This window comes from Streptomyces sp. NPDC048182 (assembly GCF_043202555.1).
GTDB lineage: Bacteria > Actinomycetota > Actinomycetes > Streptomycetales > Streptomycetaceae > Streptomyces.
Genome location: NZ_JBIDAQ010000019.1, coordinates 16,540 through 40,178 on the forward strand (window position 1 = coordinate 16,540; position 23,639 = coordinate 40,178).

At 69.9% G+C, this 23,639-nt stretch carries 28 protein-coding genes and 1 pseudogene; 19 read left to right on the top strand and 10 right to left on the bottom strand.

Annotated features, from left to right (window positions below):
* The first annotated feature begins 30 nt into the window (after positions 1-30).
* Both ACGFZL_RS28985 and ACGFZL_RS28990 read left to right on the top strand, forming a co-directional pair.
* Entirely contained in the window at positions 31-399 is a 369-nt protein-coding gene (locus tag ACGFZL_RS28985) for a hypothetical protein (protein WP_393696148.1), read from the top strand.
* 106 nt (positions 400-505) lie between these two features.
* A complete protein-coding gene (locus ACGFZL_RS28990) occupies positions 506-1,615 on the top strand; it encodes an amidohydrolase family protein (protein ID WP_355175018.1) in 1,110 nt (369 codons plus the stop codon).
* Positions 1,616-1,634: 19 nt separating this feature from the next.
* Here ACGFZL_RS28990 and ACGFZL_RS28995 read toward each other — a convergent pair whose 3' ends face one another.
* The 4 genes from ACGFZL_RS28995 to ACGFZL_RS29010 are packed head-to-tail and all read right to left on the bottom strand — an operon-like array spanning position 1,635 to position 5,257.
* Positions 1,635-2,642: a COX15/CtaA family protein gene (locus tag ACGFZL_RS28995; protein WP_355175016.1), complete on the bottom strand. Its 1,008-nt coding sequence runs from the start codon at positions 2,640-2,642 to the stop codon at positions 1,635-1,637.
* A gap of 56 nt (positions 2,643-2,698) precedes the next feature.
* Positions 2,699-3,475, bottom strand: coding sequence for an ABC transporter permease (locus ACGFZL_RS29000; protein ID WP_393696151.1), 777 nt, complete (start codon positions 3,473-3,475; stop codon positions 2,699-2,701).
* On the bottom strand, positions 3,472-4,413 hold the full coding sequence (locus ACGFZL_RS29005; protein ID WP_355175012.1) for an ABC transporter ATP-binding protein: 942 nt from the start codon (positions 4,411-4,413) through the stop codon (positions 3,472-3,474). Before ACGFZL_RS29005 ends, ACGFZL_RS29000 begins: the two co-directional genes overlap by 4 nt.
* 31 nt (positions 4,414-4,444) lie before the next feature.
* Positions 4,445-5,257 (bottom strand): aminoglycoside N(3)-acetyltransferase, encoded by an 813-nt coding sequence (locus ACGFZL_RS29010; RefSeq protein WP_393696153.1) that lies wholly within the window; start codon positions 5,255-5,257, stop codon positions 4,445-4,447.
* A 160-nt stretch (positions 5,258-5,417) separates the two neighbouring features.
* Here ACGFZL_RS29010 and ACGFZL_RS29015 point away from each other — a divergent pair, with 160 nt between their 5' ends.
* The 11 genes from ACGFZL_RS29015 to dapD all read left to right on the top strand — a co-directional run bounded on the left by ACGFZL_RS29015 (position 5,418) and on the right by dapD (position 14,042).
* Positions 5,418-6,191, top strand: a complete 774-nt coding sequence (locus ACGFZL_RS29015) for a helix-turn-helix transcriptional regulator (protein ID WP_393696155.1) — start codon at positions 5,418-5,420, stop codon at positions 6,189-6,191.
* Positions 6,188-7,609 (top strand): Fe-S cluster assembly protein SufB, encoded by a 1,422-nt coding sequence (gene sufB, locus ACGFZL_RS29020; protein WP_355175006.1) that lies wholly within the window; start codon positions 6,188-6,190, stop codon positions 7,607-7,609. The genes ACGFZL_RS29015 and sufB overlap by 4 nt, the downstream gene beginning before the upstream one ends.
* A 60-nt stretch (positions 7,610-7,669) precedes the next feature.
* A complete protein-coding gene (gene sufD / locus ACGFZL_RS29025) occupies positions 7,670-8,854 on the top strand; it encodes a Fe-S cluster assembly protein SufD (RefSeq protein WP_393696157.1) in 1,185 nt (394 codons plus the stop codon).
* Positions 8,851-9,168, top strand: coding sequence for a non-heme iron oxygenase ferredoxin subunit (locus ACGFZL_RS29030; protein WP_355175002.1), 318 nt, complete (start codon positions 8,851-8,853; stop codon positions 9,166-9,168). The genes sufD and ACGFZL_RS29030 overlap by 4 nt, the downstream gene beginning before the upstream one ends.
* A 7-nt stretch (positions 9,169-9,175) precedes the next feature.
* On the top strand, positions 9,176-9,967 hold the full coding sequence (sufC, locus tag ACGFZL_RS29035; protein WP_393696159.1) for a Fe-S cluster assembly ATPase SufC: 792 nt from the start codon (positions 9,176-9,178) through the stop codon (positions 9,965-9,967).
* Positions 9,964-11,220 carry a cysteine desulfurase gene (locus ACGFZL_RS29040; protein WP_393696161.1) on the top strand — a complete coding sequence of 419 codons (1,257 nt, stop codon included), beginning with the start codon at positions 9,964-9,966 and terminating at the stop codon, positions 11,218-11,220. Before sufC ends, ACGFZL_RS29040 begins: the two co-directional genes overlap by 4 nt.
* A gap of 15 nt (positions 11,221-11,235) precedes the next feature.
* Entirely contained in the window at positions 11,236-11,700 is a 465-nt protein-coding gene (gene sufU / locus ACGFZL_RS29045) for a Fe-S cluster assembly sulfur transfer protein SufU (protein WP_393696163.1), read from the top strand.
* Entirely contained in the window at positions 11,697-12,029 is a 333-nt protein-coding gene (locus ACGFZL_RS29050; protein ID WP_393696165.1) for a metal-sulfur cluster assembly factor, read from the top strand. The genes sufU and ACGFZL_RS29050 overlap by 4 nt, the downstream gene beginning before the upstream one ends.
* A 91-nt stretch (positions 12,030-12,120) precedes the next feature.
* Positions 12,121-12,441 (top strand): multidrug efflux SMR transporter, encoded by a 321-nt coding sequence (locus ACGFZL_RS29055; protein ID WP_355174992.1) that lies wholly within the window; start codon positions 12,121-12,123, stop codon positions 12,439-12,441.
* Positions 12,441-13,004, top strand: coding sequence for a TetR/AcrR family transcriptional regulator (locus ACGFZL_RS29060; protein ID WP_393696167.1), 564 nt, complete (start codon positions 12,441-12,443; stop codon positions 13,002-13,004). The genes ACGFZL_RS29055 and ACGFZL_RS29060 overlap by 1 nt, the downstream gene beginning before the upstream one ends.
* A 48-nt stretch (positions 13,005-13,052) precedes the next feature.
* The gene (gene dapD, locus ACGFZL_RS29065) at positions 13,053-14,042 is read left to right on the top strand and encodes a 2,3,4,5-tetrahydropyridine-2,6-dicarboxylate N-succinyltransferase (RefSeq protein ID WP_393696169.1); all 990 of its coding nucleotides are present in this window, start codon (positions 13,053-13,055) and stop codon (positions 14,040-14,042) included.
* Between the two features lie 215 nt (positions 14,043-14,257).
* Here dapD and ACGFZL_RS29070 read toward each other — a convergent pair whose 3' ends face one another.
* Positions 14,258-15,163: a hypothetical protein gene (locus tag ACGFZL_RS29070; RefSeq protein ID WP_393696171.1), complete on the bottom strand. Its 906-nt coding sequence runs from the start codon at positions 15,161-15,163 to the stop codon at positions 14,258-14,260.
* 171 nt (positions 15,164-15,334) lie between these two features.
* On the opposite strand from ACGFZL_RS29070, the gene ACGFZL_RS29075 reads away from it, so the two are divergent.
* On the top strand, positions 15,335-16,225 hold the full coding sequence (locus ACGFZL_RS29075) for a hypothetical protein (RefSeq protein WP_393696173.1): 891 nt from the start codon (positions 15,335-15,337) through the stop codon (positions 16,223-16,225).
* Between the two features lie 675 nt (positions 16,226-16,900).
* Here ACGFZL_RS29075 and ACGFZL_RS29080 read toward each other — a convergent pair.
* Positions 16,901-17,314, bottom strand: a complete 414-nt coding sequence (locus tag ACGFZL_RS29080; protein WP_393696175.1) for a VOC family protein — start codon at positions 17,312-17,314, stop codon at positions 16,901-16,903.
* A 218-nt stretch (positions 17,315-17,532) separates the two neighbouring features.
* Here ACGFZL_RS29080 and cutA point away from each other — a divergent pair, with 218 nt between their 5' ends.
* The 3 genes from cutA to ACGFZL_RS29095 all read left to right on the top strand — a co-directional run bounded on the left by cutA (position 17,533) and on the right by ACGFZL_RS29095 (position 20,171).
* Complete coding sequence (cutA, locus tag ACGFZL_RS29085; protein WP_393696177.1) at positions 17,533-17,733, top strand: divalent cation tolerance protein CutA; 201 nt, start codon at positions 17,533-17,535, stop codon at positions 17,731-17,733.
* A gap of 113 nt (positions 17,734-17,846) precedes the next feature.
* The gene (locus tag ACGFZL_RS29090; RefSeq protein ID WP_393696179.1) at positions 17,847-19,097 is read left to right on the top strand and encodes a helix-turn-helix domain-containing protein; all 1,251 of its coding nucleotides are present in this window, start codon (positions 17,847-17,849) and stop codon (positions 19,095-19,097) included.
* A 789-nt stretch (positions 19,098-19,886) separates the two neighbouring features.
* Positions 19,887-20,171 carry a hypothetical protein gene (locus tag ACGFZL_RS29095; RefSeq protein WP_393696181.1) on the top strand — a complete coding sequence of 95 codons (285 nt, stop codon included), beginning with the start codon at positions 19,887-19,889 and terminating at the stop codon, positions 20,169-20,171.
* Positions 20,172-20,180: 9 nt separating this feature from the next.
* On the opposite strand, the gene ACGFZL_RS29100 is transcribed toward ACGFZL_RS29095, so the two are convergent.
* The 4 genes and pseudogenes from ACGFZL_RS29100 to dapA form a co-directional block, all read right to left on the bottom strand.
* The gene (locus ACGFZL_RS29100) at positions 20,181-20,678 is read right to left on the bottom strand and encodes a hypothetical protein (RefSeq protein WP_393696183.1); all 498 of its coding nucleotides are present in this window, start codon (positions 20,676-20,678) and stop codon (positions 20,181-20,183) included.
* Between the two features lie 91 nt (positions 20,679-20,769).
* Positions 20,770-20,979, bottom strand: a pseudogene (locus ACGFZL_RS29105) (alpha/beta hydrolase family protein); the annotation flags it as partial.
* Positions 20,980-21,070: 91 nt separating this feature from the next.
* Complete coding sequence (locus tag ACGFZL_RS29110) at positions 21,071-21,289, bottom strand: cold-shock protein (RefSeq protein WP_393696184.1); 219 nt, start codon at positions 21,287-21,289, stop codon at positions 21,071-21,073.
* Between the two features lie 9 nt (positions 21,290-21,298).
* On the bottom strand, positions 21,299-22,195 hold the full coding sequence (gene dapA, locus ACGFZL_RS29115; RefSeq protein ID WP_393696186.1) for a 4-hydroxy-tetrahydrodipicolinate synthase: 897 nt from the start codon (positions 22,193-22,195) through the stop codon (positions 21,299-21,301).
* 400 nt (positions 22,196-22,595) lie between these two features.
* On the opposite strand from dapA, the gene ACGFZL_RS29120 reads away from it, so the two are divergent.
* Both ACGFZL_RS29120 and ACGFZL_RS29125 read left to right on the top strand, forming a co-directional pair.
* A complete protein-coding gene (locus ACGFZL_RS29120) occupies positions 22,596-23,018 on the top strand; it encodes a phage holin family protein (RefSeq protein ID WP_355174966.1) in 423 nt (140 codons plus the stop codon).
* Entirely contained in the window at positions 23,015-23,554 is a 540-nt protein-coding gene (locus ACGFZL_RS29125) for a DUF3618 domain-containing protein (RefSeq protein WP_393696188.1), read from the top strand. The genes ACGFZL_RS29120 and ACGFZL_RS29125 overlap by 4 nt, the downstream gene beginning before the upstream one ends.
* Positions 23,555-23,639: the final 85 nt, after the last annotated feature.

Sequence of the window (23,639 nt, forward strand, 5' to 3'; positions counted from 1 at the left end):
GAGGGGCTACCCGTCGGTAGCATCCTGCTCATGGCAGACACGCAGCAGGTTGACGCGCAGCAGGTTGACGCAGCCACGGAGAAGGCCGATGCGAAGGCCGAGCGCACGGTGGCCAAGCTGGCCGGGCGCATCGGCGCCTTCGCCAAGGCGCACGGCGGGGCCGAGGGCCAGGTCGCGTACCTGGGCGAGCGCGGCGCGCGGATCGTCCTCGTCGGCGAGGACGGCGAGTGGGGCGACATCGTGGCACGCTCCGTCGAGATCGCCCGGAAGGCCGTCGAGAAGGCCGGGATCACCGTCCACGAGGACTTCGACGGCGAGTTCGCCGCCAAGGTGCGCACCGGCCCCTACGAGTGGTCGCGCATGGCCGGCCTCCAGCTGGGCGGCAAGAGCAACACCTGAGGGCCGGTTCACCCGTTAGGACCCATAGGGCCTGTCCGACAGGTCCCCGAGGAGCCACGGCGTCTGCCGCGCCGGGGCCGCGGTCCTGGCGACGGGGGAGCCCCGCATGATCGAGACGCCGTCCCTGGTGGACCAGTACTGCCACGGCGTGCTGAGAACGGAGCTGGGCCTCGGCACCTTCGAGGCCCAGCTCGCCCGCACCGAGGGGCCGCCCGCGCCGGGCACCACCCTCTTCGACACCCAGACCGGCTTCGCGGTGCGCCGCTGGTGCCCACCGCTGCTCGGCCTGGAGCCGCACTGCCCGCCGGCCCGCTACCTCGCCCGGCGCCGCGAGCTGGGCGTCCTGGAGGCCGGGCGCCGGCTGCTGCGCGGCAGCGGCATCACCACGTACCTGGTCGACGCGGGTCTGCCCGGCGACCTCACCGGACCCGCCGAGCTGGCCTCGGCCGCGGAGGCGGACGCCCACGAGATCGTGCGCCTGGAACTGCTGGCCGAGCAGGTCGCCGACACCTCCGGCACCGTCGAGTCGCTGCTCGCCAACCTCGCCGAGGCGGTGCACACGGCCGCCGCGCACGCCGTCGCCTTCACCTCCGTCGCCGGGGTACGGCACGGCCTCGCGCTCGCGCCCGAGCCGCCGGGGGCGGGGGAGGTGCGGGGCGCCGCCGGGCGCTGGCTGGCGGCGCGCGAGGTCGGCGGGGAGCTGACCGACCCGGTGCTGCTGCGGCACCTGCTGTGGATCGCGCTCGCCTCGGGCCGCCCGCTCCAGCTGCACGCCGGGCTCGGCGAGCCGGGCCAGCGCATCGACCGCACCGACCCGGTGCTGCTCACCGACTTCGTGCGGGCCACCGCGGGGCTCGGCACCGACCTGATCCTGCTGCACGGCTACCCGTACCACCGCCACGCCGCCCACCTGGCCGGCGTCTTCCCGCACGTCTACGCCGACTCGGGGGCGGCCCTGGTGCGCACCGGCGCCCGGGCCGCGACGGTGCTCGCGGAGATCCTGGAGCTGGCGCCGTTCGGCAAGATCCTGTTCTCCAGCGGCGCCCAGGGCCTGCCGGAGCTGCACGTGGTGGGCGCCCGCCTCTTCCGCGAGGCCCTCGGCCGGGTGCTCGGCACCTGGGTGGCCGAGGGGGCGTGGTCGCTGGGGGACGCCCAGCGGGTGGCGGGGATGCTGGCGGCGGGGAACGCGGCGCGGGTGTACGCGCTGGCGGTCTGACCGCCCGGGGCGTCGGGGGTCAGGCCCGGCTCAGCGCCGCCTCGTTCGCCGGCCCGGGCACCAGGGTGTCCGCGCCGGGGCGTTCGCGCAGCGCCAGCAGGACCCGCAGCACGCCGACCCACACCAGGCACGAGCCGAACATGTGCAGGCCCACCAGGACCTCGGGCAGGTCGGTGAAGTACTGCACGTAGCCGATGACGCCTTGGCCGAGCAGGATCAGGAACAGGTCGCGGGTGCGGGACTGCGGCGCCTTCGGGGCGTCCACCGCCTTGAGCACGAACCACAGCGCGAAGGTCAGCGTGACGACGATCCAGGCGAGCACCGCGTGCAGCTTGGTGACCGTCTCCCAGTCCAGCGGCATCCGCTTCACGTCGCTGGAGTCGCCCGCGTGCGGACCCGCGCCGGTCACCACCGTGCCGACCGCGATCAGCACCGCGGAGGCCGCCACCAGCACCCACACCAGCTGCCGCACCGCCGGCCCGACCAGCGGGCGCGGCGCCGCGTCGCCCTCGCGGGTGCGCTGCCACATCACCGTCGCCAGCGCGATCAGCGCCGTCGACAGCAGGAAGTGCGCGGCGACGGTGTACGGGTTGAGGCCGACGAGCACGACGATGCCGCCGAGGATCGCGTTGCCCATGACCACCCAGAACTGGGCCCAGCCGAGCCGGGTCAGGGAGCGCCGGCGGGGCTTCTCCGAGCGGGCGGCGATGATCGCCCAGCCGACCGCCGCGCACAGCACGTAGGTCAGCATGCGGTTGCCGAACTCGATGACGCCGTGGAAGCCCATCGCGTGGGTGGTGGTCAGCGAGTCGGCGGTGCACTTGGGCCAGGTCGGGCAGCCGAGCCCGGAGCCGGTCAGGCGCACGGCACCGCCGGTGACGACGATGACCACCGCCATGACGAGCGCGGCGAGGGCGGCGCGCCGGACGGTCCGCGGCTGCGGGGTCCAGTGCGCGGCGACGAAGGCGAGGGGGTTGCGCACGGCGGCTGCGGCACCGGCACGGGTCAGGTAAGGCACGCGCTCCATCGTAGGGGGCAGATTGTGCACGCGTTCACGAGGGGTCCGTGTCCGACATGCCGCCCCTACTCCCAGCGGAAGAACTTCCCGGCCGCCGCCAGCCCCGCCACCGACCACACCGCGAGGACGCCCAGGTCGCCCCAGGGCACCCCGGCGCCGTAGCGCAGCACCTCGCGCAGCCCGTCCGACAGCGCCGCGACCGGCAGCAGCTCCAGGACGTTCCGCAGTCCGTCCGGGAACTTGTCCAGCGGCACGATCACCCCGCCGCCCACCAGGAGCAGCAGGAAGACCAGGTTGGCCGCGGCGAGCGTCGCCTCGGCCCTGAGCGTGCCCGCCATGAGCAGGCCGAGCCCGGAGCAGGCGGCCGTGCCGAGGGTCAGGAGCAGCAGCACGGTGAACGGGTTGCCGTGCGGGGACCAGCCGAGCGCGAGGGCGATCACCGTGAGGAGGACGATCTGGAGCACCTCGGTGACCAGCACGGACACCGTCTTGGCGGTCATCAGGGCCCAGCGCGGCAGCGGTGAGGCGGCCAGCCGCTTCAGCACCCCGTACCGCCGCTCGAAGCCGGTGGCGATGGCCTGGCCGGTGAACGCGGTGGAGAGCACGGCGAGGGCGAGGACGCCGGGGGCGAGGAAGTCGACCGCCTCGCCCTCGCCGGTGTCCACGATGTCCACCGAGCTGAACAGCACGAGCAGCAGCGTCGGGATGATCACCGTCAGGAGCAGCTGCTCGCCGTTGCGCAGGAGCATCCTCGTCTCCAGCGCGGCCTGCGCGGCGATCATGCGGCCGAGGGGGGCGCCGCCGGGCCGGGGGGCGTACGTGCCCTCGGTCGTGGTGGTCATCCGCGCAGCTCCTTGCCGGTCAGCTCCAAGAAGACGTCCTCCAGGGTGTGCCGTTCCACCGAGATGCGGTCCGGCATCACCCCGTGCTGCGCGCACCAGGACGTCACGGTGGCGAGCAGCTGCGGGTCGATCTTGCCGGCCACGCGGTACGAACCCGGCGTCAGCTCGGCGGCCGAGGAGTCGGCGGGCAGCGCCTTGAGCAGGGAGGCGACGTCGAGCCCCGGGCGGCCGGTGAACCGCAGGGTGTTCTCGGCGCCGCCGCGGCACAGCTCGTCCGGCGAGCCCTGGGCGATGACCCGGCCCGCGTCGATGACGGCGACGTCGTCGGCGAGCTGCTCGGCCTCGTCCATGTGATGGGTGGTGAGGATCACCGAGACGCCGTCGCGGCGCAGGTCGCGCACGAGGTCCCAGGTGGCGCGGCGGGCCTGCGGGTCGAGTCCGGCGGTGGGCTCGTCCAGGAAGACCAGTTCCGGGCGGCCCACCACGGCCATCGCCAGCGCGAGCCGGCGCTGCTGCCCGCCGGAGAGCCTGCGGTACGTGGTGCGCCCGCAGGAGCCGAGGCCGAGCCGTTCGACCAGGGCGTCCACGTCCAGCGGGTGGGCGTGCAGCCGGGCGGTGTGCCGGAGCATCTCCTCGGCGCGGGCGCCTGAGTAGACGCCGCCGGACTGGAGCATCACCCCGATCCGGGGCCGCAGCGCGGCGCCCTGCGCGACCGGGTCGAGGCCGAGGACGCGGACCGTGCCGGAGTCGGGGCGGCGGTAGCCCTCGCAGGTCTCGACGGTGGTCGTCTTGCCCGCGCCGTTGGGTCCGAGCACGGCGGTCACGCCGGGGCCGGCCGCCAGGTCGAGGCCGTCCACGGCGGTCTTCGGGCCGTACCGCATCACCAGGCCCCGCACCTGGACCACGGGTTCGACCTGGACCACGGGCTCGCTTCGCATGGGTCACGAGTCTAGGGACGCGCCGGGCGGCTCAGACGCGCGGGTGCTCGATCTCCCCGGCGCGCGGCCGGTGCAGCGGCAGCCAGTGCTCCGCGTAGGCGACCGCGTCGGCCAGCGGAAAGAGCCGCACGTCGGCCGCGCCGAGCCGGCCCCGTACGACCGTCCTGTCCCGTTCGAAGTCGTGGCCGAGATCCTCGAACCCGTCGGAGGTGACGGACACCTCGGTCACCGTCTCCCAGCCCGCGAGCCCCGGCCGGCCCACCACCACCCGGGGCGAGGGCGTGCGGTACTCGGCCAGGTGGAAGGCGGTGCAGGCGCCGTAGCCCGCGCCGAGCAGCAGCACCCGGGCGCCGAGCCGCTCCAGCGTGGCCAGCGGGCTGCGCTCGCCCAGCCGGCAGTCGGTGGCGTGCCCCGCGACCACCTCGGCGGCGCGGCGGCCCAGGGCCGCGAAGGAGGTCTGCGGATGCGCGCTGCGCAGCGCGCCCGGCCAGGTGCGCACGGTCTCCGGGACGACGCCGACCCCGCGCGAGGGTGTGACGGCCGGGTCGAAGGGCGGCATCGCGGTGCGGATGGTGTCCCACCACTCCGGGGGCACCGGCGGGTCACTCCACAGTGCCGGGTCGGACAGCTCCCCGGTCTGCGTCGGGACGACCAGCGTGCCGTCCGGGCCGACCACGTCGAGCAGCGCCTGGACCACCGTGACGGGCCCGCCGCAGACCCAGCCGAGGGAGCTGAGGGAGGTGTGCACGAGCAGGGTCTCGCCGGACCGGACGCCGAGGTCGCGCAGGGCGGGCGCGAGGATGCCGCGGGTGACGAGTGGGCCGGTCGGAGCGGGTGTGGGCATGGTCCCGGAGTGTGGCGCACGGGGTCCGCGAACGCCAGCCGTTTGATCGATCAGTGATCGTTTCCGCAGGTCAGATTAGGTTTACCTAAGTGACACAGGGCACCATCCGGCCGCAGGGCGCGGCTTGCCCGGGCCGGAGGAATTACGCAACAATGGCGTTGTGAAATACGACGGCGAGGCTCCGCAGGAGGAACTCGCGACCGGTGAGCGGTCCACCCGCAACCGCGTCGCGCGCTCCATCCTGGACCACGGCCCCTCGACCGTCGCCGAGCTGGCCCAGCGCCTCGGCCTCACCCAGGCCGCCGTCCGCCGCCATCTGGACGCCCTGGTCGCCGACGACGTGGTGTCCCCCCGCGAGCAGCGGGTCTACGGCACGCGCACCCGCGGCCGGCCCGCCAAGGTCTTCGCCCTCACGGACGGCGGCCGGGACGCCTTCGACCAGTCGTACGACAAGCTCGCCGCCGACGCGCTGAGCTGGATCGCCGACCAGGAGGGCGGGGAGCAGGCCATCGCGGCCTTCGCCCGCGCCCGGATCGCCGCCCAGGCCGGCGCGTACCGCGCGGCCCTCGCCGCCGCCGCCCCCGAGGAGCGGGCCGAAGCGCTGGCCAGGGTGCTGAGCGCGGACGGGTACGCTGCTGCCGCGCGCAGCGCCCCCCATCCCCAAAAGGGTGAGCAGCTCTGCCAGCACCACTGCCCGGTCGCCCATGTCGCCGAGCAGTTTCCGCAGCTGTGCGAGGCGGAGACGGAATTTTTCGCCGAGCTGCTCGGTACACATGTACAGCGGCTCGCGACCATCGCGCACGGCGACGGTGTCTGCACGACCTTCATTCCGAAGACCTCGCACACGCCGCACGACGACGTGTCGCCGAAGACCGACAACGCTTCTGCAAGCAACGCATCATCCGCAAGCACGGCCGGGAGGAACCCCGCATGACTCTCCCCACGGAGACCGCTCACCCCGAGCTGGAGGGCCTGGGCAAGTACGAGTACGGCTGGGCCGACTCCGACACTGCCGGAGCCTCCGCGAGGCGCGGCGTCGACGACGAGGTCGTCCGGGACATCTCCGGCAAGAAGTCCGAGCCGGAGTGGATGACCAAGCTCCGCCTCAAGGGCCTGAGGCTCTTCGAGAAGAAGCCCATGCCGAACTGGGGCTCGGACCTGTCGGGCATCGACTTCGCCAACATCAAGTACTTCGTGCGCTCCACGGAGAAGCAGGCGGAGTCCTGGGAGGACCTGCCCGAGGACATCAAGAACACCTACGACAAGCTGGGCATCCCCGAGGCCGAGAAGCAGCGCCTGGTCGCCGGCGTCGCCGCCCAGTACGAGTCGGAGGTCGTCTACCACCAGATCCGCGAGGACCTGGAGGAGCAGGGCGTCATCTTCCTGGACACCGACACCGCGCTCAAGGAGCACCCGGAGCTGTTCAAGGAGTACTTCGGCACCGTCATCCCGGCCGGCGACAACAAGTTCGCCGCGCTGAACACCGCGGTGTGGTCCGGCGGCTCCTTCATCTACGTGCCGAAGGGCGTGCACGTGGAGATCCCGCTCCAGGCCTACTTCCGTATCAACACGGAGAACATGGGCCAGTTCGAGCGGACCCTGATCATCGTCGACGAGGGCGCGTACGTGCACTACGTCGAGGGCTGCACCGCGCCGATCTACAAGTCGGACTCGCTGCACAGCGCCGTGGTCGAGATCATCGTCAAGAAGAACGCCCGCTGCCGCTACACGACCATCCAGAACTGGTCGAACAACGTCTACAACCTGGTCACCAAGCGCGCCGTCGCCTATGAGGGCGCGACCATGGAGTGGATCGACGGCAACATCGGCTCCAAGGTGACGATGAAGTACCCGGCCGTCTACCTGATGGGCGAGCACGCCAAGGGCGAGACCCTGTCCATCGCCTTCGCGGGCGAGGGCCAGCACCAGGACGCCGGCGCCAAGATGGTCCACATGGCCCCGAACACGTCCTCCAACATCGTCTCCAAGTCGGTGGCCCGCGGCGGCGGCCGCACCTCCTACCGCGGCCTCATCGAGATCGGCGAGGGCGCCCCGGGCTCCAAGTCCAACGTGCTGTGCGACGCGCTGCTCGTGGACACCATCTCCCGTTCGGACACCTACCCCTACGTGGACGTCCGCGAGGACGACGTGTCCATGGGCCACGAGGCGACCGTCTCCAAGGTCTCCGAGGACCAGCTCTTCTACCTGATGAGCCGCGGCCTGAGCGAGTTCGAGGCCATGGCGATGATCGTGCGCGGCTTCGTGGAGCCCATCGCCAAGGAACTGCCGATGGAGTACGCCCTCGAACTCAACCGGCTGATCGAGCTGCAGATGGAGGGCGCGGTCGGCTGACCCGCCGCCCGCCTCCCCACCGCCACTCACCCGCACACGAAAGCGAGCACTACGACAGCCATGGCTGAGGCCCAGAACATCCCGGTGGGATCGACCACCGCGGGCACGATCGCGGTCGCCGCCGAGTCGACCGTCGCGACCCGCATGAGCGCGCCGCCCTCCTTCGACGTGGCGGAGTTCGCGGTGCCGCACGGCCGCGAGGAGGAGTGGCGGTTCACCCCGCTGGAGCGGCTGCGCGGCCTGCACGACGGCACCGCCGTCGCCACCGGCGAGGGCGTGAAGATCGCGGTCGAGGCCCCCGAGGGCGTCACCGTCGAGTCCGTCGGCCGCGACGACGCCCGCCTCGGCCGCACCGGCGCCCCCGTGGACCGCGTCGCCGCCCAGGCGTACTCCGCCTTCACCCAGGCCGGCGTGGTCAGCGTGCCCAAGGAGACCGTGCTCACCGAGCCGATCCGCATCGCCGTGCACGGCGAGGGCGGGGTCGCCTACGGGCATCAGCTCATCGAGCTGGGCGCCTTCGCCGAGGCCGTCGTGGTGGTCGACCACACCGGGGACGCGGTGCTCGCCGCCAACGTCGAGTACGTCCTCGGCGACGGCGCCAAGCTCACCGTCGTCTCCGTGCAGGACTGGGACGACAAGGCCGTGCACGTGGCACAGCACAACGCGCTCGTCGGGCGCGACGCCTCCTTCAAGTCCGTCGTCGTCACCTTCGGCGGCGACGTGGTCCGCCTGCACCCGCGCGTGACCTACGCGGGCCCCGGCGGCGAGGCCGAGCTGTTCGGCCTCTACTTCACCGACGCCGGCCAGCACCAGGAGCACCGCCTCCTGGTCGACCACAACGTCCCGCACTGCAAGTCCCACGTCGTCTACAAGGGCGCGCTCCAGGGCGACGACGCGCACGCGGTGTGGATCGGCGACGTGCTGATCGAGGCGGCGGCCGAGGGCACCGACACCTACGAGATGAACCGCAACCTGGTGCTCACCGACGGCGCCCGGGTCGACTCGGTCCCCAACCTGGAGATCGAGACCGGCGAGATCGTCGGCGCCGGCCACGCCTCCGCCACCGGCCGCTTCGACGACGAGCAGCTCTTCTACCTGATGGCCCGCGGCATCCCGGAGATCGACGCCCGCCGCCTGGTGGTGCGCGGCTTCTTCGCGGAGCTGGTCCAGCAGATCGGTGTCCCGGACATCGAGGAGCGCCTCCTCGGCAAGATCGAAGAGGAGCTGGAGGCGTCGGTCGCATGACCTTCGTACGCGTCTGTGGGGTCGGCGAGCTGGAAGAGGACACCCCCAAGCGGGTGGAACTCGACGGCACGCCGGTCTCCGTCGTGCGCACCGAGGGCGAGGTGTTCGCGATCAATGACATCTGCTCGCACGCGAACGTCTCCCTCGCCGAGGGCGAGGTCGACGACTGCCACATCGAGTGCTGGCTGCACGGCTCGCGCTTCGACCTCCGCTCGGGCAAGCCCGACAGTCTTCCGGCGACGCGCCCCGTCCCCGTATACCCCGTAAAGATCGAAGGGGACGACGTGCTCGTCTCCCTCACCCAGGAGTCCTGAGGCATCCATGGCAACGCTTGAAATCCGAGACCTGCACGTCACCGTCGAGGCCGACAACGCCACGAAGGAGATCCTCAAGGGCGTCGACCTCACCGTGAAGCAGGGCGAGACGCACGCCATCATGGGCCCGAACGGCTCCGGCAAGTCGACCCTCGCCTACTCGCTCGCGGGTCACCCCAAGTACACGATCACCGGCGGCACCGTCACCCTCGACGGCGAGGACGTCCTGGAGATGTCCGTCGACGAGCGCGCCCGCGCCGGCCTCTTCCTCGCCATGCAGTACCCGGTCGAGGTCCCCGGCGTCTCCGTCTCCAACTTCCTGCGCACCTCCGCCACCGCCGTGCGCGGCGAGGCCCCCAAGCTGCGCACCTGGGTGAAGGAGGTCCGCGAGGCCATGGAGCGCCTCAACATGGACCCGGCCTTCGCCGAGCGCAACGTCAACGAGGGCTTCTCCGGCGGTGAGAAGAAGCGGCACGAGATCCTCCAGCTGGAGCTGCTCAAGCCGAAGATGGCGATCCTGGACGAGACCGACTCCGGCCTCGACGTCGATGCCCTGCGCGTCGTCTCCGAGGGCGTCAACCGGGTCCGCGAGACCGGTGAGGTCGGCACCCTGCTGATCACCCACTACACGCGCATCCTGCGCTACATCAAGCCCGACTTCGTCCACGTCTTCTCGGCCGGCCGCATCGTCGAGTCCGGCGGCGCCGAGCTCGCCGACAAGCTGGAGGAAGAGGGCTACGAGGCCTACACGAAGGGCGGCCCCTTGAGCGGAGCGAACTCTAGGGGGGCAGTCGCGTGACGATGTTGCCGGGCCTCCTCGACACCGAGGCGCTGCGCAAGGACTTCCCGATCCTGGACCGCCAGGTCCACGACGGGCGGCGGCTCGTCTACCTGGACAACGCCGCGACCTCGCAGACCCCGCGCCAGGTCATCGACGTCCTGGACGAGTACTACGAGCAGCACAACGCCAACGTCCACCGTGGCGTGCACGTCCTCGCCGAGGAGGCCACGGCACTGTACGAGGGGGCGCGCGACAAGGTCGCGGCGTTCATCAACGCGCCCAGCCGCGACGAGGTGATCTTCACCAAGAACGCCTCGGAGTCGCTGAACCTGGTCGCGAACATGCTCGGCTGGGCCGACGAGCCCTACCGGGTGGACCACGAGACCGAGATCGTCATCACGGAGATGGAGCACCACTCCAACATCGTGCCGTGGCAGCTGCTCGCGCAGCGCACCGGCGCGAAGCTGAAGTGGTTCGGCCTCACCGACGACGGCCGCCTGGACCTGTCGAACATCGACGAGGTCATCACCGAGAAGACGAAGATCGTCTCCTTCGTCCTGGTCTCCAACATCCTCGGCACCCAGAACCCGGTCGAGGCGATCGTCCGCCGCGCCCAGGAGGTCGGCGCCCTGGTCTGCGTCGACGCCTCCCAGGCCGCGCCGCACATGCCGCTGGACGTGCAGGCCCTCCAGGCCGACTTCGTGGCCTTCACCGGCCACAAGATGTGCGGCCCGACCGGCATCGGCGTCCTGTGGGGCCGCCAGGAGCTCTTGGAGGACCTGCCGCCCTTCCTCGGCGGCGGCGAGATGATCGAGACGGTCTCGATGCACTCCTCGACCTACGCGCCTGCCCCGCACAAGTTCGAGGCGGGCACGCCCCCGATCGCCCAGGCGGTCGGCCTCGGCGCGGCGGTGGACTACCTGTCCTCCATCGGCATGGACAAGATCCTCGCCCATGAGCACGCGCTCACGGAGTACGCGGTCAAGCGCCTCCTGGAGGTGCCTGACCTGCGCATCATCGGCCCCACCACGGCCGAGGAGCGCGGCGCCGCGATCTCCTTCACGCTGGGGGACATCCACCCCCACGACGTGGGCCAGGTCCTGGACGAGCAGGGCATCGCGGTCCGGGTCGGCCACCACTGCGCCCGCCCGGTCTGCCTGCGCTACGGAATTCCGGCGACCACGCGGGCGTCGTTCTACCTGTACTCCACGCCCGGCGAGATCGACGCGCTGGTCGACGGGCTGGAGCACGTACGGAACTTCTTCGGCTAAGGGACGAGCGACCGCATGAAGCTGGACTCGATGTACCAGGAAGTCATCCTGGACCACTACAAGAACCCGCACGGGCGTGGTCTGCGGGACGGCGACGCCGAGGTGCACCACGTCAACCCGACGTGCGGTGACGAGATCACCCTGCGCGTGAAGTACGACGGCACGACGATCAGCGACGTCTCCTACGAGGGCCAGGGCTGCTCGATCAGCCAGGCCTCGGCCTCCGTACTGAACGACCTGCTCGTCGGCAAGGAGCTGGCCGAGGCGCAGCGGATCCAGGAGACCTTCCTGGAGCTGATGCAGTCCAAGGGCCGGATCGAGCCCGACGACGCGATGGAGGAGACCCTGGAGGACGCGGTCGCGTTCGCCGGGGTGTCGAAGTACCCCGCCCGGGTCAAGTGCGCCCTGCTGAGCTGGATGGCCTGGAAGGACGCGACCGCCCAGGCACTGGACGGCGCCGAGAAGGAGACGACGGCATGACCGAGACCGTGGAGATGAAGCCGGCCTCCGAGGAAGAGCTGCGCGAGGCCCTGATGGACGTCGTCGACCCCGAGCTGGGCATCGACGTCGTCAACCTCGGCCTCATCTACGGCATCCACGTCGACGACGCGAACATCGCGACCATCGACATGACCCTGACGTCGGCGGCCTGCCCGCTGACCGACGTGATCGAGGACCAGGCGAAGTCCGCGACGGACGGCCTGGTCAGCGAGTTGCGGATCAACTGGGTGTGGATGCCGCCGTGGGGTCCTGACAAGATCACGGACGACGGGCGTGAGCAGCTGCGGGCGCTGGGCTTCAACGTCTGACGCGCCTTCGTCCCTTGAACGGCGGCACCCCCTGCACGGGGGTGCCGCCGTTCTGCTGTCTTCTCGGGTGGCGTTATGTACGCTGGTACACATGGGATATCTGCTGCTGGCCGGGGCCATCGCCTCGGAGGTGGGGGCGACCACCGCGATGAAGTACAGCGAGGGCTTCACCAAGCTCGGGCCGTCCTTGGTGACGGCCCTCGGCTACGTCCTCTCCTTCCTGTTGCTGGCCCAGACCCTGAAGACCGTCAACGTGGGCACGGCGTACGCGATCTGGGCCGGTGCGGGGACGGCCGCCATCGCGGTGATCGGGATGCTGTTCCTGGGGGAGGGCATGACGGCGGCCAAGGCGGCCGGCATCGCGCTGATCATCGTCGGCGTGGTGGTGCTGAACCTCGGCGGCGCCCACTGATGCCCCGCCGCTACGACCCCGGCCGCCGCGAGCGGATCATCGAGGCGGCGCTGCGGGTGGTGGGCCGCGACGGCATCGCCGGGCTCACCCACCGCACGGTGGCGGCGGAGGCGGACGTGCCGCTGGGCTCCACGACGTACCACTTCGCGACCCTGGACGAGCTGCTGGTGGCGGCGCTGCGCCGGACGAACGACAGCTTCGCGGGCCTGCTGGCGGCGCATCCGGCCCTGTCGGACCCCTCCGCCGACCTGGCCGCCGCGCTGACCGAACTGCTGGCGGGGTGGCTGTCGGGCGACCGGGGCGCGGTGGAGCGGGAGTACGAGCTGTACCTGGCCGCGCTGCGCCGCCCCCCGCTCCGCCCGGTGGCGGCGGAGTGGACGGAGGCGGCGACCGCGCTGCTGGCGCGCCGCACGGACGAGGCGACGGCCCGCGCGGTCGTGGCGCTGATGGACGGGATCTGCCTCCACGTCCTGCTGACGGACCGCCCGTACGACGCGGTCTCCGCTCGGGAGGCCCTGGCCCGCCTCCTTCGGGCGTCCGGCGTCACCCACCAGGTGAGATGACGGCGGCCCGGTTGGCCCCGTGGACCGACCGCCGGTTAGGTTGCCCTCATGACCGACACGACTGCTCCCCGCACCACCGGCGCCGTGGCCGCCGGCCTCGCCACGATCGCCGCCGACGGCACCGTCCTCGACACCTGGTTCCCGGCCCCCGAGCTGGTCGCCGAGCCCGGCCCGTCCGGCACCGAGCGGCTGACCGCCGAGCGCGCCGCGGAGCTGCTGGGCGGCGGCGCCACCGCCGCGGTCGGTCCGGACGCGCGCCGGGGCGTCGAGGTGGTCGCGGTCCGCACGGTCATCGCCTCCCTGGACGAGAAGCCGGTCGACGCGCACGACGTCTACCTGCGCCTGCACCTGCTCTCCCACCGCCTGGTCAAGCCGCACGGCCAGAACCTGGACGGCATCTTCGCCCACCTGGCCAACGTCGCCTGGACCTCGCTCGGCCCGGTCGCCGTGGACGACGTCGAGAAGGTCCGCCTGAACGCGCGCGCCGAGGGCCTGCACCTCCAGGTGACCTCGATCGACAAGTTCCCGCGCATGACGGACTACGTCGCCCCCAAGGGCGTCCGCATCGCCGACGCGGACCGCGTGCGGCTCGGCGCGCACCTCTCCGAGGGCACGACCGTGATGCACGAGGGCTTCGTCAACTTCAACGCGGGCACGCTGGGGACCTCGATGGTCGAGGGGCGCATCTCGGCCGGCGTGATCGTCGGCAACGGCTCCGACATCGGCGGCGGCGCCTCCACGATGGGCACGCTGTCGGGTGGCGGCAACGTCATCATCGCCATCGGCGAGCGGTGCCTGGTCGGCGCGGAGGCGGGCGTGGGCATCGCGCTGGGCGACGAGTGCGTGGTGGAGGCGGGCCTGTACGTCACGGCGGGCACCCGCGTCACCCTGCCGGACGGCCAGGTCGTCAAGGCCCGCGAGCTGTCGGGCGCCTCGAACATCCTCTTCCGCCGCAACTCGGTGACGGGCACGGTGGAGGCCCGCCCGAACAACGCGGTGTGGGACGGCCTGAACGACGTGCTGCACAGCCACAACTGATCATCGGTGGCCGTGACCTGCGGCCGCCTCATCGATCAACGCCGTGACCTGCTGCTGAGCTGTCGGTAGCTGTCGACGTTGGTCAACGTTGAGCGCCCTTCCACGGCCCTAGGACGGCCCGGGGGAGGGCGCTTTGACTGTGACGACGTTCGTTAGCTGGGAGTGAGTGTCCAGCCCGGCTGGTCACTCGCATTCAGTCCGTACGCGACCAAGCGTCATCCTGCGATTGCGCTCGATGCCTGTTCACCAAGGGCCATCACCATGCCGCCTAGAGCGGATCCGGCAGCAGGTGCAATGGCTTCCACGAGCCGATCAGTCAATCGGCGAAGGCGCCCGCGATCCGGCGTCTCGCCCGTGGCTTCTGCCTCCAGGTCCTGTGCGATTTGCTCGACCTCGACTTGCTGATCCTCCTCCAGGCCGTAGGAGGAGATGCCCTGGCGAGCAACATTGGCGAAGTGAGTGATCCGAGCCAGAACCTCAGGGTCGATGCCTGACGTACTGTTTTGAGTGAAGTCACCGGACTGAGTCCCGACAACGACATTCTGTGATCCGTCAATTCTGACGTTAAACGTTGGACCGGTGGAGGGTGGCGGATTGAGGAAATCTGACACAGTCTTCTCGCTTTCTGCGCAGTCAACGCCTTTGGGTGTTAGAAACGGTCGAAATAGGTGTCTACTTTGGTCGAGCTGCACGCCGTCGACGAGCCGGGCCGTCAATACATATGAAATAGCCTGCAAAAGCTCCCGGTCCTCGAAGGGGCGTCCCATGTGGAGGTCGTGACCCGAAGTGTGGAAGTCTTCCGTACTCTCTGGGTGAGTGTCTTCAAGGTAGTGATCGTAAAGCCAATGGATCAATGCAAGGCGTAGTGCGTTCATCCTGGCCGGACCGTTACGTCTCTTCGCACGCAATTCAGATACAAAATTGAGACCGAAAGCCGTTATTTTGTAATCATCGGCAATAGAGGCCAACTTGATCAAATCAGAATTTTGCAACCGGCGTGCAATGGCGCCCCATCGTTCGCGCTCGAATGTGGACCAGACATCCACCGACTCATCAAGATCGCCGTCCGCCTGATCGTACACGTACTCCAGGAGTTCTAGATCTTCCTTACTAAGGGACATGTAGTAGACTGTACCGCGCCTCTTGTAGACATCTGGCGCCGTTGCCGTTCCGTGACATGACGATCTCGCAGAGGATGCAGTTCAAGCGAAAACTCTGGCCAAGGCTTGACAGGTCACGGTCCCGTGGGTCTGAGTATGGTCCAAACCCCTACGGTCTAATGTGGAGATGACATGTCCAACCAGATGGGCAGAGCGAGCGTGCGTGAGTACCTGTACGTCGACACGCCCAGGGTGAGGACGCTGCTCGCCCAGCTTTCCTCTGGTCTCCCTGAAGAGCGGAAGTCTGAACAGACTAAGAAATGGACTGCTTCACTAACGGATCTCGGCGGTCCGCAACATGACGAGGGTGTACGCGAACAAGAGGTGCGATCTCTTGCTGACCTTCACGTTGCAATGCTTGAAGAAGCCGCCCAGTACGCTGACATGCTGTTAGATGTTAGCGAGGTTTCAAAAAAGGCGAAGAACTGGAATCGCGGACGCATTCATAAGGCGCTTAATCCTGGGTCGCTGATCAGGGTCACGGCTCCAACTTCCATCATTTACCCAGCCTCTTTCGCGGCATCGGCTACGGCGATGGACTCCCTGAGTGAGGATGATAGTTTTTCTCAAGACGTCACTAAGATTGTTCGAGCAATGTATGGCGATCACCTGACTCTCCGGGTTTATCCTTGCGGTGAAGATGACTGGGAATGCCAGTATTCTGGTGTAATTTCTGATCCTGGAGGATATCTCTCTGGCGAGAAAGCGGTACTATTTTCACGTCTGGGGGCGGACCCGCAGGAGTGGACGACGATTGCGTCGATCAGTAGGGTTCCAGAGCGGGATCATGCGGCGCCTACCGTTCGGCTGGAACGGGTAGTGCAAACCTTGCAGGGTGTACTTGAGCGCGAGGAGATGAGCCGTCGAGTTCTGGAGAAAATGATTCAGGAATCCAGTAGGGCTATGGAGGGAATGGGGCTGAGTGAAGCTCCCGTTTGGCCAGCCGTAGCCGTTATCCCGATTGCGGTATATCGCCAGATCAGGCCGTCGATTATTACGCCTGAACTGGAATTGGACGACTGACACGGTCGAGTCTCACTAAGGTCGGCGGAGCGGCTTTGGGCTGGAGCTGCTTTGGGGCGAGTGATCTTGGCCCCGTAAGCTGATGGCGAGTCGGGCAGTCTGTGGACCTGCCCGTTAAAGCACGACGTTGGGGCCAAGATCTTAGAGGCTCGCCCCAAAGTGGCTGCCTAAAGCCGTGGAGCCGACCGCCCCAGCCACAGAGGGTGTCTCCCCACTTCATGCCCGCAGCCGCCGAGCGCCCCGCCGGGCGCGGCCAGCCGGGGCGAAGACAGGAGGCGGGCCGCGCCGTAGAGGTGGCGCGCGCCCTCGGCGTGCGCGGGCCTTGATGAAGTAGGGAAAGTTCTACCGCGTCCATGATCCGGAACGGGAGCACCTGGGCTGTCCGCTGCGCGCCCGTCTCGACTGCCCGTGCGCCCCATGTCCGCTGGATTAGATACGCCTCAATGCACTGCCGAACCGGCCGAGTCGCTGGTGGCCCACAGGGGGACCGCTGGCTGCACGCTCAGGCCATTGCGGCTCGTGCCCAGGAGGCGGCTGCCGCTTTGCCCGTTGAGGACTACTCGTCGGTGCGGCCTGGTTGCGACCTCAGTTACACCTGATCACAGTCGGCCGTGGCCGGATGGCGGCCGACCGGCGGACGCCGCCGCAGTGGGTGCTGAGGCGGCAGCCGTCGGCTTACTTGTCGTGCTCGGTCCAGATGAGGCCCTGGTCGGTCCAGGTGACACCCTTATTGCGGCAGAGGCAGAAGGGGTGGCCGACGGGGTCGGTATAGACGCGGAAGCCGTAGCCGTTCGGGTCCACGCAGTCCCGTAGCAGGGTCGCACCGAGGGCCAGGACGCGGCGCTGCTCGGCCTCGATGTCGTCGACTTCGAAGTCGAGGTGGAACTGCTTGGGGTGGTCGCTGCCGGGCCACTGCGGAGGGCGGTAGTTCTCCACCGGGGTGAAGGCCAACTCGATCTCGCCGAACCGGATACCGGCCCAGTTCTCGTTGCTGTCCTCCTTGACCTGGGCCCCCGTCACCTCGGAGTAGAAGGCCGCCAGCTTCATCGCGTCCGGACAGTCGATGATGAAGTCGGTGAGTCGTAGCATCCGGTGATCTTGTCACCCCGTGACTGTCCGTGTACAGGGCTCGACCGCCACCGAGACACGTGGCCAGGCTGTGTCGGCGGCCCGATCGGCTGTCGAGGGGTCCCTTGCCGCCGGCGCCCAGAACGTGGGCCCCGTGGCGAGTGTGTTCTGGCGGGTGAGTTCGGTACGGCGAGGAGTACCAACTGCTCCTCCAGATCGCCCCTAGCCGCCACGCCGAGTTGGAGGCGCACTTGATCGAGCACCACCCGTGGCAGAACCCCGAGGTCATTGCCGTGCCCATCACCGTCGGCGCCGCCGAGTACCTGCGGTGGATCGACCGGAGTGCGATGGTCGGTCAGACGCTTCACGCGACAGAGGGGTCCAGCTGTCACCGTCGTCAGATGGCGAGCCGGCCGTCGCTTGGAGGCCCGGGGCGCTGAACATTGCGGTGGCGGCGAGGATCTCCGGGTTGGCTGACGCCTGAAGAGGCGGCGGTCGTGTCGCTCCGACCCATACCCTGGCTGTGACGGGCTGTTCTGAGAGGAGCGAGGTCGTGTCAGGTGCTGCTACTCCGGATCCGTACTCCGATCCGCTGGTCTTCGGGCAGCGGTTGCAGATCCTTCGGACTCGTCGTGGGCTCACCCGGGAGCAGCTTGGGGGGCTTGCCGGGCGGTCCGGTTCGTGGGTGAAGGGGGTCGAGACCGGGCGGCTCAAGACGCCGAAGTTGGATGTGGTGTTGAGGCTCGCTGAGATCTTGCGTGTTCGTGATCTCCGTGAACTCACGGGGGATCAGTCGTTGCAGATCGATCTCTTCGCCGGGCCTGGGCATCGGCGCTTGCCGGAGGTGAAGGCGGCTGTCGATGCCTTCCCGCTCGGGCGGGAGGTGGAGGCACCGCCCGCTGCTCATCTTGGGGCGCGGCTCGCGAGGGCCTGGGCGGCGCGGCATCGGGCGCCTGATCACCGTGAGGTCGTGGGGGCGATGCTCCCGGGGCTCATTCGGGATGCGCAGGCACTCGTGCGGCAGGCCGAAACGGTCAAGAGGCGGCGGGCGGCGCACGCTGTTCTTGCCGAGGTCTACTCGTTGGCTCAGTTCTTCGTGGCATACCAGCCGGACGCCGCCCTGCTCTGGCGTGTGGTCGAGCGTGGTCTCGTCGCCGCTCAGGAGTCTGAGGACCCCCACGTGATCGGTCTTGCCGCGTGGCTGGCCGCGCAGGCGCAGCGTGACTCCGGGCCTTCCGGCTTCGAGGCCGCAGACGAGGTCACCCATCAGACCCTTGCCTACCTGGCGCCGCTGCTTCCCGACGCGAACGATGACGTGCTGGCCATCGCCGGGGCCCTGACGTTCGAAACCGGCTACACCGCTGCCCGGCGTGGAGAAACGGGGACCGCGTGGCGGCACTGGGATCAGGCTCGGGACGTGGCGGCTCGGCTGCCTGCGGGGTACTTCCATCCGATGACGTCGTTCTCCCGCGCCATCATGGGCGCGCACGCCGTCACTGTTGCCGTCGAGCTGCATCAGGGCGGTGAGTCGGTCCGGCAGGCGACCGCCGCGGATGCTGATGTCATCCCATCGCGGCCTCGTCGTGCGCGGCACCAGATCGAGGAGGCTCGCGGATATCACCTTGACGGTCAGCCGGACGTCGCCTTGGCCACGCTGGCGCGAGCCCATGAGGCGGCACCGGAAACAACTCGCTACAACGGGTACGCCAAGCGGATCGTGCTGGAAGAGGCCGAGGGCAAGAGTCCGGTTCGGCGGCGGCGCGCTTCGGAACTGGCGGTCAAGCTGGGGCTGCTCGCGGCATGAGAGCCAAGGGCACAGAGTGTGCCCCTGGTGTCCTTCCGGAGGCTCTACGGTCGCGTGCGTGGAGCAAATCGGCGCCCTTGGCGCCCACTCAGACTCACCGGACGTGCGCATGTTGCTCGCGCTGCCGCCGCGCCACACGTTGGTGCCGGATCAGGTGCGCGGCGCTCTGTGCGTATGGGGTAGAGAAGTGCTGACGTTGGAGACGGCGGTCGACCTCGGAGAGCGACAGGGGGAGGAAGGCCGTTGGTGGCCTCGTGCCTGCCGCCTGCATACCGCCGACGCGGCACACCGTGCCCTTTTCGTACACGCCCCGATGTGCGAGCAGTGCACAGATGTCGCTGAGCGTTGCGAGATCAGTCGCAAACTCTATCGGCTGGTTCGAGAACGGCGGCGGCGATGAGATGTGACTGCTGTGGGGAGGTCATCGTGGGGGAGCCGAAGATCTATGACATCTCTGCGGCGTCCGGGGCCGGTGCCACGGTTCGGTTGTGTCGCGAGCCGTGTCGCCCTCGACCCGCCCGGCAGACCTACCCGCCGGGTGGGGGATAGAGCAGATTGAGGCTCGTCAGGCGTCCCGGACTCAAGCACACTGTCGGCTCATGCGCCGACGACCGTCACCGGGGGACTGGACAGACGCCCCGGATCCCGTGCTCGCCCTGGCTCAGGAGAAGTTGGTCTTCGATGAGCGGGTGCGGGATTCGGCTCGGTGGTGGTGTCGGGTGGCTGAGTCGGGGGCGTTGGTGACCTCGTCGTGCACGGTCGTTGCCGCGGGGCAGTGCGCGGGCTTGGGTGACCGCCCTGCTGGCCGGGGGCGCGCTGTTCTTCACCGGGTTCCGGCAGGTGTTCGGGCACGGGCCCAGGTATGTGTTGGCGGCGCAGTCGCGGGAGACGCTTCGGCGGGCCGTCAACCGGTATCGGTTACTGGCGCCGGACGAGCGGGCCGGGCGGGGGCGGGAGGAGTTGCTCGCGGCGGTGGAGCGGGTCGGGGACGACGAGCTTCGGCAGTGGGTCGAGCAGCGGCGGCAGGTCGCGTCGGGGACGGGGGAGTCCGTCGGCGGAGGCGCGGGGCCGTGACCGGTGGCGTTATGCGGTGTGGGTGGTCAGCCAGTGGCTCACGGTGTCGAGGTAGCCGGGGGCCGGGGTGGCCTCGGTGCCTACCTGTATGCGGTGGTCGGCGTTCGGGAAGACCGATGCCGTCAGGGTGGCCTCGCGCGGGCGGGCGGGGTGGCACGCCGCCTCGGTCAGGCGCGCGGCGGTCTCGGTGACCGGGATGAGTGGGTCGACTCCGCCGAACGTCGCCAGGTGCGGGCAGCGCAGGCCCAAGAGGTCCGGGGTCGGGTCGTGGTCCTGCTTGCGCTTCAGGAACGTCCACAAGTGCTCGTCCATGTCGGTCCAGAAGTCGCCCAACTGGGTTGGTCCGCCCGCTGCTTCGACCAGACGCAGGGCCGTCACGCAGTCGGCGTTCCGTCTGCCCGCCTCGGCCAGGTGGTCGTACAGGGCCAGGGCGTGCGGGGCGACCCGGTTCAGGCGTACCGCCAGCGCGTGGCGTTCCTGGGCCGCCGGGGCGCTGTTGGTGACCACGTACGGGATGTCGTCCCGGCCCGTCGACGCCCCGCAGGGCGAGCCGGCCGCCCTCGCTGTGGCCGAAGAGGCCGCGTGCGGCGCCGCGGACGCCGGACTGTGTGCGGAGGAACTCCAGGGCGGCGCCCGCGTCGGTCGCCGGGTCGTCCCTCGTCGCCGCACGCCAGTCGCCGGACGAGTCCCCGACGCCTCGCTTGTCGTACGACACCACGGCGAAGCCTGCGGAGACCAAGTGGCTCCGGAGGGGCGGGAAGTACGCGGCGTTGTTCCGTTCGGTCGGGCCCGAGCCGCCGATCAGCACGACGCCCGGAGCCCCGCGTCCGGCGCCTCGGGCGAGGACGGGCAGCCCGCCAGTCGGATGCCGCCGTTCGCGAAGGTGACCGCCCGCGTCCTCACAGAGGGGTGATGCTCAGGGCGCGGTAGGGGTAGCCGTCCTGAAGGAAGCCAGGGGCCTCCCATTTCAGGCGCACGCGTTGGCCCGGTGACAGGGTGCGGAAGCCCGGCTGCTGGATGTCGGAGTAGTGGCCCCAGCAGCCGCCGGGTGTCTCCGGGGAGTCGAGTACGCCCCAGCCCTCCTCGTCGCGCCACTCGCGGACCGTCGCTGTCACCATGGCGGCAGTCTATGCAGTTGGCGACGCGAACAACTGCTCGTATGTCCTGCGGAGTTCCGTCGTCAGTTCGTCGGAGGCGGGGAGCAGCGGGGCGCGGACCGGGCCCGAGGGGAGACCGAGGGTCGTCAGGAGGGTCTTCGCCGTGACCGTGCCGGGGAGAGGGCCCGCCATCATCTGGTCGATGAGGGGGATCAGGGTGCGTTGGGCGCCGGTCGCGGCTCTCGCGGCGCCCGCGTCGAAGGCGTCCAGGATCGCGCGGACCTGGGTCGGGGCGGCGTTCGCCACCGTGCTGACGTAGCCCGTCGCGCCGATGGCCAGGAGGGGGAGGATCTGTTCGTCGCAGCCCGCGTAGTAGGCCAGGTTCGTGCGGGCGAGGATCTTCTGGGTGGACAGGAGGTCGTAGGAGCAGTCCTTCACCGCGACGATGCTTGGGTGCGTCGACAGGCGCAGCATCGTCTCCGGTTCGATGCGGACGCCGGTGCGGGACGGGATGTCGTACAGCATCAGGGGGACCGTGGAGGCGTTCGCCACCTCCAGGACGTGGGCCTCCACCGCGTCCTGGGGCGGGCGGCTGTAGTACGGGGCGGTCAGGAGGAGGCCGTCCGCGCCCGCCCTCTCCGCCGACCGGGCCAGTTCCAGCGTGTGGCGCGTGTCGGCCGTGCCCACTCCCGCGATCACCGTCGCCCGGTCGCCCACCGCCTCCCGTACCGCTCTGATCAGGGTCGACTTCTCCTCGTCCGTCGTCGTCGGGGACTCGCCCGTCGTGCCGGACAGGACCAGGCCGTCGCAGCCTCGGGTGATCAGGTGGTCGGCCAGGCGCTGGGCGCCCGTCACGTCCAATGCGCCGGACTCCGTGAAGGGTGTGACCATCGCGCACAGGGCGCGGCCGAGATCGAGAGATGTCATGAGGGTAGTGTCGGCGGCGGCTTCGTTTAGCTCTACTTAAATTTGCTACGGGATATTGGTAAGGATTGCTGCGGTGCACCCGGGTCCAGCTGGGGTTCCGGTTCGCCCGACAGCGGGTGCGGGTGGTCACGCTGGGGGCGTGCGCGTGCGGCACGCGGCGTCCACGCTCGGCGATGCCGGGTCGTCCTCGCCCTCGACGGCTCCGCCCGGTCCAGGAGGAGCAGGATGCCTGTTCGCGCCGGTGAGGGCGCTGGGGGCGGTGAGGTGGCTGTGCTCGGCGACCAGCGCGCGGCTCGGGGAACCCGTGGCACGGGAGTCGCGCGGACCGGAGTAGTCGGCGGCGACGCGGGGTACCCGGAGTGTTCCTGACCGATTCCGGAACGAGAGGAGGCGGAACACCGTGACCGGGACCATGCACACCAGGCCGGCGACACGGGACGAGCAGCACTCCGTGGGCGAACTCGTCAGCCAGGCCACCGAACAGCTCTCCCAGCTCGTGCGACAGGAAATGGCGCTCGCCAAGGCCGAGATGGCCGAGAAGGGCAAGCGCTTCGGGCGCGGCGGAGGCATGCTCGGTGCCGCGGGCGCCGTCGGCTACGTCGGACTGATCGCCCTCGCCGGCACGGGTGCCGCCGCGCTCTCGCTGGTGCTTCCCGTCTGGGCCGCGGCGCTGATCGTGACGGCGGTGCTCTTCGTGATCGCCGGCGTGCTCGCCATGATGGGCCGCTCCCAGCTGAAGCAGGCCACGCCGGCCACGCCGGAGCAGGCCATCGACAGTGTCAAGGCGGACGTGGACGAGATCAAGGGGAGGGCGCATCGATGACCGAGGACGCGACGGGCAAGAGCGGGGCGCGGGGCGGTTCCACCGCCGAGACCCCCGAGACCGCCACCGGGGCCAAGGGGCCCGACGAGCTGCGGGAGCAGATCGAGCAGACCCGCAGTCAGCTCGGTGACACGGTGGAGGAGCTGGCCGGCAAGGCCGACGTCAAGGGCCGCGCCAAGGCCCGCGCCGCCGACCTGCGGGACCGGGCCGGCGCCCTGACCGTGCAGCTGCGCAGCACCGCCTCGCAGGCCGGGCACACCGTGCAGCACAAGGCGAGCCAGGCGGGGCACGCGGCGAAGGCCAAGGCCGGTCGGGCCCAGCACACCGTGCAGGACCGCGCCGGGCAGGCCGGGAGCACCGTGCAGGACAAGGCCGACCAGGCCGGGCTGACCGTCGAGCGCCGGGTGCCCGAGCGGGCCCGGGGCGTGGTACGGGCCGGGCGGAAGAACCCGCGTGCGCTGCTGGTCGGCGCCGTGGCGGCCGGTGCGCTGGTCGCCACCGCCGTCGTACGGCGCCGGCGCGGTGGGCGGCGCTGAGCCGGCTCACGGACGGCACGAGAAGGGGTCCCGCCACCGGCGGGGCCCCTTCCCGCGTACCGGGGGCGCCGGGGTTTGACCTCGG

What these genes read in the sequence shown, in the direction of transcription:
- sufD (WP_393696157.1), top strand. Translation starts at nt 7,670, where the DNA reads ATGGCTGAGGCCCAGAACATCCCGGTGGGATCGACCACCGCGGGCACG.
- ACGFZL_RS29050 (WP_393696165.1), top strand. Translation starts at nt 11,697, where the DNA reads ATGACCGAGACCGTGGAGATGAAGCCGGCCTCCGAGGAAGAGCTGCGC.
- ACGFZL_RS29125 (WP_393696188.1), top strand. Translation starts at nt 23,015, where the DNA reads ATGACCGAGGACGCGACGGGCAAGAGCGGGGCGCGGGGCGGTTCCACC.
- ACGFZL_RS29060 (WP_393696167.1), top strand. Translation starts at nt 12,441, where the DNA reads ATGCCCCGCCGCTACGACCCCGGCCGCCGCGAGCGGATCATCGAGGCG.
- ACGFZL_RS29080 (WP_393696175.1), bottom strand. Translation starts at nt 17,314, where the DNA reads ATGCTACGACTCACCGACTTCATCATCGACTGTCCGGACGCGATGAAG.
- ACGFZL_RS28995 (WP_355175016.1), bottom strand. Translation starts at nt 2,642, where the DNA reads ATGGAGCGCGTGCCTTACCTGACCCGTGCCGGTGCCGCAGCCGCCGTG.
- dapD (WP_393696169.1), top strand. Translation starts at nt 13,053, where the DNA reads ATGACCGACACGACTGCTCCCCGCACCACCGGCGCCGTGGCCGCCGGC.
- ACGFZL_RS29110 (WP_393696184.1), bottom strand. Translation starts at nt 21,289, where the DNA reads ATGGTGACAGCGACGGTCCGCGAGTGGCGCGACGAGGAGGGCTGGGGC.
- ACGFZL_RS29055 (WP_355174992.1), top strand. Translation starts at nt 12,121, where the DNA reads ATGGGATATCTGCTGCTGGCCGGGGCCATCGCCTCGGAGGTGGGGGCG.
- ACGFZL_RS28985 (WP_393696148.1), top strand. Translation starts at nt 31, where the DNA reads ATGGCAGACACGCAGCAGGTTGACGCGCAGCAGGTTGACGCAGCCACG.
- ACGFZL_RS29005 (WP_355175012.1), bottom strand. Translation starts at nt 4,413, where the DNA reads ATGCGAAGCGAGCCCGTGGTCCAGGTCGAACCCGTGGTCCAGGTGCGG.
- ACGFZL_RS29070 (WP_393696171.1), bottom strand. Translation starts at nt 15,163, where the DNA reads ATGTCCCTTAGTAAGGAAGATCTAGAACTCCTGGAGTACGTGTACGAT.
- ACGFZL_RS29000 (WP_393696151.1), bottom strand. Translation starts at nt 3,475, where the DNA reads ATGACCACCACGACCGAGGGCACGTACGCCCCCCGGCCCGGCGGCGCC.
- sufU (WP_393696163.1), top strand. Translation starts at nt 11,236, where the DNA reads ATGAAGCTGGACTCGATGTACCAGGAAGTCATCCTGGACCACTACAAG.
- ACGFZL_RS29010 (WP_393696153.1), bottom strand. Translation starts at nt 5,257, where the DNA reads ATGCCCACACCCGCTCCGACCGGCCCACTCGTCACCCGCGGCATCCTC.
- ACGFZL_RS29075 (WP_393696173.1), top strand. Translation starts at nt 15,335, where the DNA reads ATGTCCAACCAGATGGGCAGAGCGAGCGTGCGTGAGTACCTGTACGTC.
- ACGFZL_RS29030 (WP_355175002.1), top strand. Translation starts at nt 8,851, where the DNA reads ATGACCTTCGTACGCGTCTGTGGGGTCGGCGAGCTGGAAGAGGACACC.
- sufB (WP_355175006.1), top strand. Translation starts at nt 6,188, where the DNA reads ATGACTCTCCCCACGGAGACCGCTCACCCCGAGCTGGAGGGCCTGGGC.
- ACGFZL_RS28990 (WP_355175018.1), top strand. Translation starts at nt 506, where the DNA reads ATGATCGAGACGCCGTCCCTGGTGGACCAGTACTGCCACGGCGTGCTG.
- sufC (WP_393696159.1), top strand. Translation starts at nt 9,176, where the DNA reads ATGGCAACGCTTGAAATCCGAGACCTGCACGTCACCGTCGAGGCCGAC.
- dapA (WP_393696186.1), bottom strand. Translation starts at nt 22,195, where the DNA reads ATGACATCTCTCGATCTCGGCCGCGCCCTGTGCGCGATGGTCACACCC.